Source organism: Micromonospora sp. NPDC005413 (assembly GCF_040606435.1).
Lineage (GTDB): Bacteria > Actinomycetota > Actinomycetes > Mycobacteriales > Micromonosporaceae > Micromonospora.
Window position 1 is genome coordinate 322,224 of record NZ_JBEXEV010000002.1, and the last position, 13,191, is coordinate 335,414.

Here is a 13,191-nt window from a genome sequence, read left to right on the forward strand (position 1 = left end):
CGCGTTTCCTGCTCAGTCTTGCACTTTTTAGCGTATCCGAGCAATCGAACGAGCAGGAGTGCGCAGATGATCAGCGGATGATCTCAATATCAACTACGCTTGGCCGGCTGTACCCGGCCTAGCCCGCGACGAGAGGACGACGTGCCCGAGGGAACGGACGACCCCGCGCTCTCCGCGACGGAGGAGCTGGCGCTGGCCCGGCTGGCACTGGACGAGGGCGACCTGCACCACGCCGCCGGCCACCTCGCCGGCGCGTTGGCGCGGGCCCCCACCCTCCCGGAGGTGCACGAGACGCTGGCCCGGCTGGCCGCGACGAACGGCGGTGGCCTCGACCTCTTCCCGATCAACCACCACACCTTCGTGGGCGCGGTCGTCGCCCGTGCCCATCTGCTCGCCACCGCCGGCCGCCCCGCCGAAGGGCTGGAGCTGCTGGCCGCGGCGACCGCGTACGCGCCCGGCACCCAGTGGGCCGGCGTTCCGTGGGTCACCGCGCCCGAGTTGGCCGAACGGCTGGACCCGGAGCACATCGCCCGCGTCCTCATGCAGGTCTGCGCCGCGCTGCCCGACCCGGTTCCACGGGTCGGCCGGAGCGCACTGACGCCGTACCTGACCCTGGCCCGCAACGCGGTCACCGTCCAACCCGAGCACGGTCTGCTGCTCGGCGCGGCGTCCGCGCTGGCCCGGCGTCTCGGCGAGGTCGCGCTGGCGATCCGTTGGGCCACCCGAGGGGTCCGCGCACAACCGTCGAAGATGGGCGAGGTCTGGCTCGGGTATGCGTACCGCAGCGCGGGCCGGACCCGCGAGGGCCTCGCGGCCCTCGGTCGGGCCGTCAAACTGGACCCCGACGACCTGGCGATCTACGCGGACATCGCCGGCACCCTGGCCGAGACCGGCCGACTGGACGAGGCCCTGGACTGGACCGAGCGGGCGCTGGCACGCGACCCGTCGTTCGACTGCGCGGTGCACACCGCCCACCGCCTGCGGCACCTGCGCGACGGCGACCTGGCCCACCTGGTCGCGCTCGCCGACTTCGTCCGCGACCACCCCGATGACAGCCACGAGCACGGTGACCTGGCCCAGTGCTGCCGAGGTCGGCCCTGGCTCGGCCAACTGACCCCGGCCGGCGGTCCACTGGTCGACGCGATGCGCCAGGCCGTCGCCGATGACGACAACGGTCTCGGCAGCGCCGTACGCCTCCCTGCCGCCGCCCCGCCGAGCGCCGTCCGGACGGCGACATCCACCGCCCCCGGGCTGCGGATCGAGGTCGCGGGCGCGCCGGAGCCGGACCCGCGCGAGCCCCGACGGGCGTCCGCCCAGCGGTTGTGGCACTACGCGGACGCTGTCCCCACGCCCGCGCTTCCGGCGCCCTCGGCGACGGCGGTCGAACGGATCGGGCAGGTCGCACATCCGGCGTGGCCGCACCCCCCGGCGGCGTACGACGCGGCGGTGGGCCTGGCCGGCCTCGACGTGGCCGACCTGCTCGGCCTGCTGGTGCATCCGCCGGCGGCGCCAGCCAACGCGGTGGGCCGACTGCTGGCCGCCCACGACCCGTCGGTCTGGGTCCGTGGCGTGCAGGTGTGGGCCTGCCTGGGGCTGCTGCACCACCGCACCGACGAGCCGTGGGAGGGTTCGACCCGACGCCGCGTGCTGCTCGACCTGATCTGGGGCGTCGAGGACTGGGTCACCGAGGCTGCCCTGTTCGCCCTGGTCACCGCCGCCTGGGTGGACCCCTCGGTACGGGCGGACGTGGCGCGGGTGGTGGCGGAACGGCTCGCCGACGCGGCCGCGGTGGCGCAGGCCCGACCGGTCCCGATCGCCGTCTCGCTGGCCCACCTGGCGCTGGCCGCCCCGGAGCTGGACCCGGCCACCGCCGTACTGGCCACCGAACTGCTCCGCACGCGATCCCCCCAACTCCCCCGCCCCCGCAACCCGCTGCGCCGCCTCTGGCAACGCCTGACGGGCCGCAACTAGACCGCGCCGCGCCGCCCCGAGGGGGACGACGCGGCGCGGTGGATGTTTCGGGTCAGGCGACGGGGGCCTTGCCGAGGGCGATCTCGGCCTCGTCCTCCGGAGTGGCCTGCGGCGGCGCCTCGTTCGCGGTGCGCAGCGGGATCTCCTTGATGAACCAGGCGAGCACCGGGATCACGATGGTGAACAGCACCGCCCAGAGGAAGACGTTCGAGATCGCGTCGGCGAGACCACCGAGCACCGCCTCGCGCGCCTGGGCGGGCAGTTCCTTGAGCTTCTCCAGGTCCAGCCCGGCGCCGGACTCGCCGCCGAACGCTCCGCCGCCAGCGGAGCTGGCCAACCGGCTGGCGAAGATCGCGCCGAACAGCGAGATGCCGAACGAGCCGCCGATCGACCGGAAGAAGGTCGCCGCGCCGCTGGCCGCGCCGAGGTCCTTCTGCTCCACGCTGTTCTGCGCGATCAGCATCGACGTCTGCATGAGGAAGCCCATGCCGACGCCGAGCACGACCATGTAGAGCGAGGACATCAACTTGCTGGTGTCGGTGTCCAGCATGGACAGAAGTGCCATGCCCGTGGTCATCACGACGCCACCGATGATCGGGTACGCCCGGTACCTGCCGTTCTTGGTGATCGCCCGGCCGATGACCAGCGAGACGACCAGCATGCCGAACATCAGCGGCAGCAGCAGCAGACCACTGTTGGTCGCCGACGCCCCCTGCACCGTCTGCTGGTAGAGCGGCAGGAAGTTCATCGCGCCGAACATCGCGAAGCCGAGCAGGAAGCCGATCACCGAGATCAGCGCGAAGTTGCGGTTGGCGAAGAGCGCCAACGGAAGAATCGGCTCCTGGACCCGACGCTCCACCAGGCCGAACGCCACCAACGTCACCAACGCGAGCACGGCCAGGCCGAGGATCTGCGGCGACGTCCAGTCGTACTCGTTGCCACCCCAGGTGGTGATGAGCACGATCGCGGTGATGCCGACCGAGAGCAGCCCCGCGCCGAGCCAGTCGATCCGGTGCTCGGTGCGGTACTTCGGCAGGTGCATGGTGCTGATCAGCACGAGCAGCGCGACTCCACCCAGCGGCAGGTTCACGTAGAACGCCCAGCGCCAGGAGAGGTGATCGGTGATGAAGCCACCGGCCAGCGGGCCGGCGACCATGGCGATGGCCATGATGCCGGCGATCATGCCCTGGTAGCGGCCGCGCTCGCGGGGCGGGACCAGGTCACCGATGATCGCCATCACGCCGACCATGAGACCGCCGGCGCCGAGGCCCTGCACGGCACGGAAGGCGATGAGCTGGACCATGCCGTCCTGCGGGCCGCCGAGCATCGCGGAGCCGGCCATGCCACAGAGGGCGGAGCCGACGAGGAAGATGACGACCGCGGTCAGGAAGACCGACTTGCGGCCGTAGAGGTCACCGAGCTTGCCCCAGATCGGGGTGGAGACGGTGGTGCCCAGGACGTACGCGGTGACCACCCAGGTGAAGTGGTTGAGGCCGCCGAACTCGTTAACGATCCGCGGTAGCGCGGTGCTGACGATCATGTTGTCGAGCATCGCGAGCATCATCGCGATCATCAGCCCGAACAGCACGACCCGTATGTTGTTGGGTCGCACGCCGGTCTGGGTTGCCTGAGTCATGGGTAAGCTCCCCCCGAGGATTGCCACACTTACTTGCCGCCCGGCTAGTCACCTTACTAGCCGCACGGTAAGTTGGGGTCAACTGGCGGTCAACCGATTTGGGGGCATGGGTGAGGGAGAGCACAGGCGGCACTCGAGAGCGGATCAAGGTCGTCGCGCTCGAGCTTTTCACCGAGCAGGGGTACGAGAAGACCTCGCTGCGGGAGATCGCCGAGCGCCTCAACGTCACCAAGGCCGCGCTCTACTACCACTTCAAGAGCAAGGACGACATCGTCGCCAGCTTCGTCGAGGAGCGGCTGGAGCGGATGGACGCGCTGACCGCCTGGGCGGAGTCACAGCCGGCGACCCTGGCCACCCGGCGCAAGCTGATCTCCCAGTACGCCGACACGATGTTCACCGGCGAACAGCCGTCGGTGATGCGCTTCTTCGAGCAGAACCAGACCGTGCTCAAGAGCCTCGCGTCCGGTCAGCAGATGCGCGGCCGGATGATGCAGCTGGCCAACGCGCTCTGCCGGGGCGACGACTCCCCCACCGCCCAGCTGCGGGCCGTGCTGTCCCTGTTCGCGGTGCACAGCAGCTGGTTCGCGGTCCGCGCCCCGGGCATCACCGACGACGAGCGCCGCAAGATCGCCCTGGATGTGGCCGACGAGCTGCTGGCCGCCATCGGCACGGAACCTGACCAGAGCGCCGAGCCCGGCAAGGGCGCGACCGCAGACAACCTGGGCTGATCGGTCGACGGCTCAGCCGCGCAATCTGCGGCTCAATTGCGATCTGCGGCTCAGCCGCGCGTCAGGTCCAGTCGCAGGCCGAGCAGGTCAACGCCGGCCAGCGGCGACCAGTCCTTCTCCGGCGAGCGGACGAACCCGAGCCGCTGATAGAGCCGGTGCGCCGAATCGGCCATCCCGGCCCGGACGCAGATCACCACCGCCGCGCAGCCCAACCCGGCTGCACGATCGACGCACGCCTCGGCCAGCGCGGCACCGACACCCCGCCCCTGAGCGCCCGGGTCGACGGCGAGCATCCGGAACTCCGCCTCGCCCGGCCCGGACAGCTCGGCGAACGGGGTGCCCGGCAGCACGAAGGTCACCGACCCGAGCACGGCGTCGGTCTCCTCGTCCACCGCGACCAGCACCTCGCCGCTGGCGGCCCGGGTCGACACGTCGGCCAGCACCGCGCCGTACCCGTGTTCGCCCTTGAGCTGGCCGTCCGCCTCGTACGCGGCCACGGTCAGCCGGGCCACCGCCGGGAAGTCCACCGGCTCCGCACGACGGACCAGCAGCCCGCTCAATCGATCACCGCGATGAGGTCGCCGTCCTGCACGACGTCGCCCTCGTTGACGGCGAGCTGCTTGATCACACCATCGGACTCGGCGATGACCGGGATCTCCATCTTCATCGACTCGAGGATCACCAGGGTGTCGCCCTCGGCCACGGTGTCACCGGCCGTGGCGACAACCTTCCAGACGTTCGCCACCATCTCGGCGCGGATCTCCTCGGCCATGTCCAGGCCCTCCCTTTTCGCGATGTGCCTGCCGACGTATCCAATCATGTGACGGCCGGCCATGGGCGCGCAGTGGCCTGGCGGGATGGCGCGCCCGCCCTGGGGAAGGCGGCGGGTGTCGACCGCACTACCATCAGCGGGTCGGACCCGATGCCGGGCCGCCGGTGGGTACACCGGCGCCGAGGTCGTGGGCAGAACGGATCCGACCCATCACGAGGAGGTCAGCATGGCGAAGAAGTCCCGGAAGAAGAAGGCCCGCAAGAAGAACGCCGCGAACCACGGCAAGCGTCCCAACTCCTGAACGGGTCGACGGGCCGGCGGCCCGTCACCGATCAGCCCGACCCGGCCGACGCCGGGTACACCGGTGGCCCGGGTCGACATCGACCCGGGCCACCGGTCTTGGTCCGTCAGTTGCGCCGACGCTCAGTCGGCCAGCTCGCGGGAATCATTGGTCTCGAAGACCACCAACTCGGTGAGCTTGACCCGCAGCCGTTCGCGCAGTTCGTCCGGCGCGGTCTCGTTGCCGCAGCAACGCGCCACCAGCGCCCGCACCTCCTGCTCGAGCCCGTACTCGCGTAGGCAGGGCCCGCACTCGTCCAGGTGGTGCCGGATCAGCGTGCGCCGCTCGTCGACGCACTCCAGATCCAGGTAGAGGTAGACCTCCGCGAGCACTTCGCGGCAATCCGTCTCGTGCGGCTCCCCACAGCTCACGTCACACCTCCCGGCCGGCAGCGGCAGTCGAGCCCTTCGATGAGCGGGCCGCACTGAAGCCCCGCTCCCCGGCGTAGCGCTCAAGCAGCTTGCGCAGATTACGACGGCCCCGGTGCAGACGCGACATCACGGTGCCGATCGGCGTGCCCATGATGTCGGCGACCTCCTTGTAGGAGAAGCCCTCGACATCGGTGAGGTAGACGGCCAGGCGGAACTCCTCCGGCAACTGCTGGAGGGCCTCCTTGACGTCGCTGTCCGGCAGCCGGTCCAGTGCCTCGGTCTCGGCCGAGCGCAGCCCACTGGAGGTGTGTGACTCGGCCTCGGCGAGCTGCCAGTCGGTGATCTCCTCGGTGGGCGCCTGGATCGGTTGGCGCTGCCGCTTGCGGTAGGAGTTGATGTAGGTGTTGGTCAGGATCCGGTAGAGCCAGGCCTTCAGGTTCGTGCCCTGCTCAAACTGGTGGAAGGCCGCGTACGCCTTCAGGTAGGTCTCCTGGACCAGGTCCTCGGCATCCGCCGGGTTGCGCGTCATTCGCAGCCCAGCAGCGTAGAGCTGATCGACGAATGGCATCGCGTCCCGCTCGAATCGGGCCCTGCGCTCGTCCGTCTTCTCGGTGGTCAACCGCACATCCCCTCGCGTCGGATGCTTTCCCGCCGAGGATACGCGCACGGACCTGCCCGCAGATTCACTTCCGGCTGGTGTGCCCGTGCTCACCGCACTCACCCCGCCCGGTCCCGCCGTCGCCGGCCACTCCGGGCCATCCAGCAGCCGCTTCAGCTGCCGGGCGTCCCGCTCGTCCCGTTCCAGGCTCCGTGTCTCGGTCGGCACCGGTCACCCCCCTCGCAGAAAAGTCGTCCGGGGGTAGTAACGCGAGATGACCACTGGGGCATTCCGGCCGGCCCTCCCGTTCCTGGTCCCGGCCCCGACGGCGGCCGGCGCTGGGACCAGGAAGGGCCTGGGAGGACTGTGCCGCCTGTCCGACATGGGGCCGGCGGCACTATCGGATGCAACGACCCGCGCCCGGCACCGGAAACGGTCGAACCGGGCGAGCGCGGTCAGCCGGCCGCGCCGCGCCGAACCGGATCAGCCGCCGCGCCGGATCAGTTGGCCGCCCAGCCCTGGGCGCGCAGCCAGTCCCGCACGACGACCGCAGTGCCGGTCGGATCCCGTCGTAGGTCGTGCGTCTCCCCCGGACGGGTCACCACCTGCACGGCCGGCCCCGGCTCCGGCGTCCCGAACGGGTCCCGGTCACCGTTGACGACCAACGTCGGTAGGCCGGTGTCCAGTTCGGCGGCCCGGGAACGTTCCGGCCGTCCGGGCGGGTGCAGCGGAAAGGCCAACGCGACCACGCCGACGGCACCCACGGCGTGGGCCGTCCGGCAGGCCACCCGCGCGCCGCTGGAACGACCACCGACCAGCACCGTCGGCACGTCGGCGTGCCGGTCACGCAGCACGGCGAGCACCGCCGTCCAGGCCTCGTCGAGGTGCCCGGCCGGTGCCGGCGCACGCCGACCGGCGACCCGGTAGGGCTGGGTCACCCGGACCACCGCCAGACCGGCCGCGACCGACGCGTCCCGTACCGCGAGCAGGTCGGGCGCGTCGACGCTGCCGCCCGCACCGTGCCCGAGCACGAGCAGAGCGGTGGCCGGGCGGGCCGGCAGGTCGGTGTCGACCCGCGCCGGACCGCGCGGGGTGGGGATCTCGTCGCTGGGCAGCACCGACCCATTCTGCGCTGCCTGGCAGGCGACGGGTGCGGACCGGGCCGCTGATCAGCTCAGCGGGACCAGGGTGAGCAGGCGGTCCCGCACCGGCGGGCCGGCGTCGTCGAGGGCGGCCAGGTCCGGTTCGACCTGGCCACGCCAGGCGACCAGCATCGCCCGCCGCTCGCGGGGCGTGGTCGCGCCCCATACGCCATGACAGTCACCGACGTCGAGGGCCCAGGCCAGGCAGGACCCCTGCACGTCGCAACTGCGGCAGAGCGCGACGGCGGCGTCCGCCGGCTCGTTCGGTGCCGGAAAGAATGTCTCCGGATCGACGCTCTGACATGCGCCTCTGGTGCGCCACGCGTCGTCCTGTTGCCGTTCCCGCACTGCCCGCAGCAGTCGCGGATCTCGCCGCGCCGCGGCCACCTCGTGCTGGCGGGGCATACGCGCCCGTGTCATCCACCCACCTCCCCCGTGGGACCGGCAAGATCGGTGGACGTCGTCCGCCCCGTGCGAATCGACAGCCACTACCGGCGCTGTGTTCTATCGCACTTCACGACATTGGGACAAGGGTCTGCCGGGAACATGACTGAACAGTCAAGAGACGAATCGCGCGCAACCCTGGCAAATCGGTGCTCGACGATGCGCGTCAACCTCAGAACAGGGTCAGCTCCTGCGGCGCCACCGCCTGCGCCACCGACACCCGGGCGGTCAGGTGCGGCCCGTCGTTGCGAACGTCGCCCACCGCCGCCCCTACCGGGCGGATCTCCAACCCGGCCAGCCGCTCCGCCGACGCCGGGGCGAGCAGCCGTTCCGGCTCGTCGGTCGGCGCCAGCCACGACGACCAACGCTCCGGCGGCAGCAGCACCGGCATCCGGTCGTGCACCTCGGCCAGGTCGCCGAGCGCCGCGGTGGTCAGCACGCTGAAGGTGAGCCGGGTGTCGGCGTCGGACTCCCAGACCGACCAGATGCCGGCCAGGGCGAGCACCGAGCCGTCGGCGGGGGTCATGTAATACGCCTGCCGCCCGCCGTCGGGCTGGCGGACCCACTCGTACCAGCCGTCGGCCGGGACCAGGCAGCGGCGACGGGCGAACGACCCGGCGTACGCCCGGCTGGTGGCCACCGTCTCCGCCCGCGCGTTGATCATGCGGGCCGCCCCGGCGGCGGACCGGGACCAGTGCGGCAGCAGACCCCAACGACCGACACAGAGGCTGCGGTGCCCCTCCGGGCTGACCCGGACAAGCGGCACCGGGTCGGTCGGCGCGACGTTGTGATCCGGTCGGACCAGGCCGTCAGTGTCGTCGGACGACTCGAACAGCGCGCTCAGCTCGCCGGCGCTCCGGGTCGTCGCGTACCTGCCGCACATGGGGAACACGCTAACGCGTCGGAGGCCCGTCGGCTGTCCCGCCAACCGGGAGTACGACCGCCGGTCCCCGCCACCCACCGGCCGAGACGGCAGAATGTAACCGTGGGGAATCTGACCGCGACCCGGCCGCCGCAGCCGTGGACCGCACCGACCGCGTCCGACCCGGTGGCGGCGACGCTGCGCCTGCCTGGTTCCAAATCGATGACCGCGCGCGCCCTGGTGCTCAGCGCGCTGGCCGCCGGCCCGTCGACGCTGGCCGGGCCGCTCCGCGCCCGCGACACCGAGTTGATGGCTGCCGGCCTGCGAGCGATGGGCGCGCACGTGTCGATCAGCGACGACGAGCGCTGGTTGGTCCGGCCGCACCCGCTGGTCGGCCCCGCGCACGTGGACGTCGGGTTGGCCGGCACCGTGATGCGGTTCGTGCCGCCGGTGGCCGGGCTGGCCGACGGGCAGGTCACGTTCGACGGCGACCCGCACGCCCGCACCCGACCGCTCGGCCCGCTGATCGGCGCGCTGCGCTCGCTGGGCGTCCGGATCGACGTCACCGGCACGGGCAGCCTGCCGCTGACCGTGCTCGGCACCGGTGGGATCACGGGCGGCGAGGTGGTGATCGACGCATCCGCCTCCAGCCAGCTCGTCTCCGGGTTGCTGCTGGCCGCCCCGCGCTTCGACCGGGGCGTCGTGGTGCGGCACGTCGGCCCGCCGGTGCCCTCCGCGCCGCACCTTCGGATGACGGTGCAGATGCTGCGTGCCGCCGGCGCGGCCGTCGACGACACCACCCCCGACGTCTGGACCGTCGAGCCCGGCCCGCTGACCGGCCGCGGCTGGGAGATCGAGCCGGACCTCTCCGGCGCGGTGCCGTTCTTCGCCGCCGCCCTGGTCACCGGCGGCGAGGTCACGCTGCAGGGCTGGCCGCGCAGCAGCGCGCAGCCGGTCGAGCAACTCCGCTCGCTGCTGCACCGGATGGGCGGCGAGGTCACCCTCTCCACCAGCGGGCTGACCGTCCGGGGCACCGGCGTGGTGCACGGCCTGACCGCCGACCTCTCCGACGTCAGCGAGCTGACCCCGGCGCTGACCGCGCTGGCCATGCTGGCCGACTCGCCGTCGGTCTTCACCGGCATCGGGCACATCCGTGGCCACGAGACCGACCGGCTGACCGCGCTCGCGCGGGAGTTCACCGCACTCGGCGCGGACATCACCGAGGCGCCGGACGGGCTGGAGATCCGGCCCCGACCGCTGCGCGGCGGCGTCTTCCGCACCTACCAGGACCACCGGATGGCGCACGCCGCCGCAGTGGCCGGGCTCGCCGTTCCCGGCATCGAGGTGGACGACGTGGGGTGTACCTCCAAGACCATGCCCGAGTTCCCGGCACTATGGTCAGCGATGGTGACCGGCAAGAGCTGACGCGAGAAGAGGACAGGTCCTGGCGACCAAACGGCGGGAGTACGACGAGGACGACGTACGGGTCAGGCCCGGAAAGTCGTCGCGCCCGCGTACGCGCACCCGACCCCAGCACGCCGACGCCGTCGACGGCTTCGTCATCGCCGTCGACCGGGGGCGCTACACCTGCGTGCTGGCCGGGGCTGAGCACGGCGTGGCCGGGGCCGAGTTGCCCACGGTCACCGCGATGCGGGCCCGTGAGCTGGGTCGCAAGTCGGTGGTGGTGGGCGACCGGGTCAGCCTGGTCGGGGACACCTCCGGCGCGGAGGGCGCCCTCGCCCGCATCGTCCGGATCGCCGAGCGCCGCTCGGTGCTGCGCCGCACCGCCGACGACGACGAGACCACCGCCGAAGGCCGGCTGGAGCGGGTGGTGGTGGCCAACGCCGACCAGTTGGTGATCGTCAGCGCGCTGGCCGACCCGCCGCCGCGTACCGGGTTCATCGACCGCTGCCTCGTGGCCGCGTACGACGCGGACGTCGAGCCGCTGCTCTGCCTCACCAAGGCCGACCTGGCCGGGCCGGAGGAGGTGCTGGGCTACTACACCGAGCTGGAGCTGCCGTACGTGCTCAACCGCCCCGACTCGGACCTGGGCGCGCTGCGCGCGCTGCTCAGTGGCCGGGTCTCGGTGCTGGTCGGGCATTCCGGGGTGGGCAAGTCGACGCTGGTCAACCGCCTCGTCCCGGACGCCCTCCGTGCGGTCGGTGTGGTCAGCGCGATCGGCCGTGGCCGGCACACGTCCACCAGCGCGGTGGCGCTGCGGTTGCCACCGGTGCCGGGTGTCGACACCGACCCGGGCTGGATCATCGACACCCCCGGGATCCGCAGCTTCGGGCTGGCGCACGTCTCGGCCAACAGCCTGCTGCACGGCTTCCCGGACCTGGTCGAGGGCACCGTCGACTGCCCGCCCAACTGCCAGCACACGGCCGACGAGGCCGACTGCGGGCTGGACGCCTGGGTGGCCGCCGGCAAGGCCGACCCGCGCCGGCTGGCCTCGTACCGCCGGTTGCTCGCCTCCCGCGCGGGCGAGGGTGACTCGCGCGGCGAGAGCGACCAGCGCGGGCCCGGCGAGGGTGACCGGCGCGGGCCCGACGAGTGAGCCGACGGGCGTCGGCTAGGTTGCCGGCATGACCGGGTACGCCGACGACCTCGCCCTTGCCCACCTGCTCGCCGACCGGGCCGACGCCATCGCCACGGCCCGGTTCCGCGCCCTCGACCTGCGGGTCGAGTCGAAGCCCGATCTGACCCCGGTCTCCGACGCGGACACCGCCGTGGAGCGGGAGATCCGCGCCCTGCTGGCCGAGCACCGTCCGGCCGACGGGCTGCTCGGCGAGGAGTACGGCGCGGAGCCGTCCACCGACCCGAACGGCCGCCGGTGGATCATCGATCCGATCGACGGCACCAAGAACTTCGTCCGCGGCGTGCCGGTCTGGGCCACTCTGATCGCGCTCTACGACGGCGACCGGCCGGCGGTCGGCGTGGTGTCCGCACCGGCGCTGGGGCGGCGCTGGTGGGCGAGCGCGGGCGCGGGCGCGTACGCCGGGCCGGGCCCCGCCGCCGGCGAGCGGATCGGGGTGTCCGCGGTGCGCCGGATCGAGGACGCCAGCTTCTGCTACTCGTCCTTGGACGGGTGGGAGCGCGCCGGGAGACTCGACGCGATGCTCGACCTGATGCGCGCCAGTTGGCGCAGCCGCGCGTACGGCGACTTCTACGGCTACGTGCTGATGGCCGAGGGAGCACTGGACGTGATGGCCGAGCCGGAGTTGTCGCTGTGGGACGTGGCGGCGCTCGTGCCGATCATCACCGAGGCGGGTGGCACGGTCACGGATCTGTTCGGTCGACCGGCCCCGGCTGGTGCTCCGGGCACCGACAGCAGCGTGGTCGCCACCAACGGTGTGCTGCACGCCGACATCCTCGCCCGGCTCCATCGACCAGCCGAGCGCTGACCCCCGGCAACCTCTATCCTCGCCAGGTGGTCTCCTCCGGCTGGTGCTTTCTCGCGGCGATGATCGTCGCGTACGGCTTCGCCAACCTTCTCCAGTCGGTGGCCGCGGCCCGCATCACGGTCCACCACACCTTCGATCCGGGTCTGCTGCTGCGCCTCGCCGGGCACCGGACGTACCTGGTCGGCCTGGGCTGCCAGATCGGCGGTTTCGTGCTCGCGTTCCTGGCCCGGCGGGACCTGCCGCTGTTCCTCGTGCAGGCCAGCGTGGCCGCCGGGCTCGGGGTGACCGCCATCCTCGGAGTGCTGGTGCTGAAGTGGCGGCTACCTGCGGCGGAGGTGGTGCTGCTGGTTCTGCTCTTCGCCGGGATCACCGCGCTGGTGCTGTCCGCCCGGCCGGCGCCGTCGCGGCAGCTCGGCACCGCTGGCTCGATCGCCCTGCTGGTGGCGCTCGGCGTCATCGCGGTGCTCGGCTTCTTCACCGTCCGGCTGCACGGGGCACCTGGGTCGGTGGCCCTCGGCTCACTGGCCGGGTTGGCGTTCAGCTCAGCGGCGGTCGCCGCTCGACCACTGGCGTCCGCGTCGTCCGCCCAGGCGTTCCTCGCCGACCCGCTGTTCTACCTGCTGATCGCCCATTCGATCGTCGGTCAGCTGCTGCTCGGCCTGGCCATGCAGCGCGGCTCGACGACCGCCGCGGTCGCCGCGATGGACGCCGCCGGTGCGGTGCCGGCCGCGATCGTCGGCCTGCTGCTGCTCAACGACAAGATCTGGCCGGGGCGGGAGTGGCTGGCCGCGGCCGGCTTCCTGGTCACCCTGGCCGCGGTGATCGGGCTGACCCGGTACGCCGAGCCGCAGCAGCACCGTTCGGTGGCGCGCCGCCGCGATCGGGCCATGGTCGGCGCGGCCCGGCCCGGCTGACGACCGGGG

The 13,191-nt window shown here is 72.2% G+C and carries 15 protein-coding genes; 6 read left to right on the top strand and 9 right to left on the bottom strand.

Annotated features, from left to right (window positions below; genetic code table 11):
• Positions 1-141: 141 nt before the first annotated feature.
• Positions 142-1,971 (top strand): tetratricopeptide repeat protein, encoded by a 1,830-nt coding sequence (locus ABZS37_RS04235; RefSeq protein WP_355165393.1) that lies wholly within the window; start codon positions 142-144, stop codon positions 1,969-1,971.
• Between the two features lie 52 nt (positions 1,972-2,023).
• Here ABZS37_RS04235 and ABZS37_RS04240 read toward each other — a convergent pair whose 3' ends face one another.
• Positions 2,024-3,607, bottom strand: a complete 1,584-nt coding sequence (locus tag ABZS37_RS04240) for an MDR family MFS transporter (protein ID WP_355165395.1) — start codon at positions 3,605-3,607, stop codon at positions 2,024-2,026.
• A gap of 110 nt (positions 3,608-3,717) precedes the next feature.
• Between ABZS37_RS04240 and ABZS37_RS04245 the strand changes: the two genes are divergently transcribed.
• On the top strand, positions 3,718-4,335 hold the full coding sequence (locus tag ABZS37_RS04245) for a TetR/AcrR family transcriptional regulator (protein ID WP_355165397.1): 618 nt from the start codon (positions 3,718-3,720) through the stop codon (positions 4,333-4,335).
• A gap of 50 nt (positions 4,336-4,385) precedes the next feature.
• Here ABZS37_RS04245 and ABZS37_RS04250 read toward each other — a convergent pair whose 3' ends face one another.
• The 8 genes from ABZS37_RS04250 to ABZS37_RS04285 all read right to left on the bottom strand — a co-directional run bounded on the left by ABZS37_RS04250 (position 4,386) and on the right by ABZS37_RS04285 (position 8,885).
• The gene (locus tag ABZS37_RS04250; RefSeq protein ID WP_355165399.1) at positions 4,386-4,895 is read right to left on the bottom strand and encodes a GNAT family N-acetyltransferase; all 510 of its coding nucleotides are present in this window, start codon (positions 4,893-4,895) and stop codon (positions 4,386-4,388) included.
• Positions 4,892-5,113: a biotin/lipoyl-binding carrier protein gene (locus ABZS37_RS04255; RefSeq protein ID WP_354995411.1), complete on the bottom strand. Its 222-nt coding sequence runs from the start codon at positions 5,111-5,113 to the stop codon at positions 4,892-4,894. Before ABZS37_RS04255 ends, ABZS37_RS04250 begins: the two co-directional genes overlap by 4 nt.
• A gap of 204 nt (positions 5,114-5,317) precedes the next feature.
• Complete coding sequence (locus tag ABZS37_RS04260; RefSeq protein WP_272613379.1) at positions 5,318-5,488, bottom strand: hypothetical protein; 171 nt, start codon at positions 5,486-5,488, stop codon at positions 5,318-5,320.
• 42 nt (positions 5,489-5,530) lie between these two features.
• Positions 5,531-5,818 (bottom strand): mycothiol system anti-sigma-R factor, encoded by a 288-nt coding sequence (rsrA, locus tag ABZS37_RS04265; protein ID WP_355165401.1) that lies wholly within the window; start codon positions 5,816-5,818, stop codon positions 5,531-5,533.
• Position 5,819: 1 nt separating this feature from the next.
• A complete protein-coding gene (locus tag ABZS37_RS04270) occupies positions 5,820-6,644 on the bottom strand; it encodes a sigma-70 family RNA polymerase sigma factor (RefSeq protein ID WP_355165403.1) in 825 nt (274 codons plus the stop codon).
• A 272-nt stretch (positions 6,645-6,916) separates the two neighbouring features.
• Positions 6,917-7,534 carry an alpha/beta family hydrolase gene (locus tag ABZS37_RS04275; RefSeq protein ID WP_355165405.1) on the bottom strand — a complete coding sequence of 206 codons (618 nt, stop codon included), beginning with the start codon at positions 7,532-7,534 and terminating at the stop codon, positions 6,917-6,919.
• A gap of 51 nt (positions 7,535-7,585) precedes the next feature.
• Positions 7,586-7,978 carry a WhiB family transcriptional regulator gene (locus tag ABZS37_RS04280; RefSeq protein WP_354995354.1) on the bottom strand — a complete coding sequence of 131 codons (393 nt, stop codon included), beginning with the start codon at positions 7,976-7,978 and terminating at the stop codon, positions 7,586-7,588.
• A 196-nt stretch (positions 7,979-8,174) separates the two neighbouring features.
• The gene (locus ABZS37_RS04285; protein ID WP_355165407.1) at positions 8,175-8,885 is read right to left on the bottom strand and encodes an SOS response-associated peptidase; all 711 of its coding nucleotides are present in this window, start codon (positions 8,883-8,885) and stop codon (positions 8,175-8,177) included.
• Between the two features lie 102 nt (positions 8,886-8,987).
• On the opposite strand from ABZS37_RS04285, the gene aroA reads away from it, so the two are divergent.
• The 4 genes from aroA (at position 8,988) to ABZS37_RS04305 (ending at position 13,182) form a co-directional block, all read left to right on the top strand.
• Complete coding sequence (gene aroA, locus ABZS37_RS04290) at positions 8,988-10,289, top strand: 3-phosphoshikimate 1-carboxyvinyltransferase (protein ID WP_354995356.1); 1,302 nt, start codon at positions 8,988-8,990, stop codon at positions 10,287-10,289.
• 136 nt (positions 10,290-10,425) lie between these two features.
• Positions 10,426-11,421: a ribosome small subunit-dependent GTPase A gene (gene rsgA, locus ABZS37_RS04295; RefSeq protein WP_355165891.1), complete on the top strand. Its 996-nt coding sequence runs from the start codon at positions 10,426-10,428 to the stop codon at positions 11,419-11,421.
• Between the two features lie 28 nt (positions 11,422-11,449).
• Complete coding sequence (gene hisN / locus ABZS37_RS04300) at positions 11,450-12,268, top strand: histidinol-phosphatase (protein WP_355165409.1); 819 nt, start codon at positions 11,450-11,452, stop codon at positions 12,266-12,268.
• Positions 12,269-12,327: 59 nt separating this feature from the next.
• Positions 12,328-13,182, top strand: coding sequence for a hypothetical protein (locus ABZS37_RS04305; protein ID WP_355165893.1), 855 nt, complete (start codon positions 12,328-12,330; stop codon positions 13,180-13,182).
• Positions 13,183-13,191 lie beyond the last annotated feature (9 nt).

Coding starts and splice junctions, on each gene's coding strand:
- ABZS37_RS04240 (WP_355165395.1), bottom strand. CDS start 3,607: ATGACTCAGGCAACCCAGACCGGCGTGCGACCCAACAACATACGGGTC.
- ABZS37_RS04260 (WP_272613379.1), bottom strand. CDS start 5,488: ATGTCGACCCGGGCCACCGGTGTACCCGGCGTCGGCCGGGTCGGGCTG.
- ABZS37_RS04280 (WP_354995354.1), bottom strand. CDS start 7,978: ATGACACGGGCGCGTATGCCCCGCCAGCACGAGGTGGCCGCGGCGCGG.
- ABZS37_RS04285 (WP_355165407.1), bottom strand. CDS start 8,885: ATGTGCGGCAGGTACGCGACGACCCGGAGCGCCGGCGAGCTGAGCGCG.
- hisN (WP_355165409.1), top strand. CDS start 11,450: ATGACCGGGTACGCCGACGACCTCGCCCTTGCCCACCTGCTCGCCGAC.
- ABZS37_RS04305 (WP_355165893.1), top strand. CDS start 12,328: ATGATCGTCGCGTACGGCTTCGCCAACCTTCTCCAGTCGGTGGCCGCG.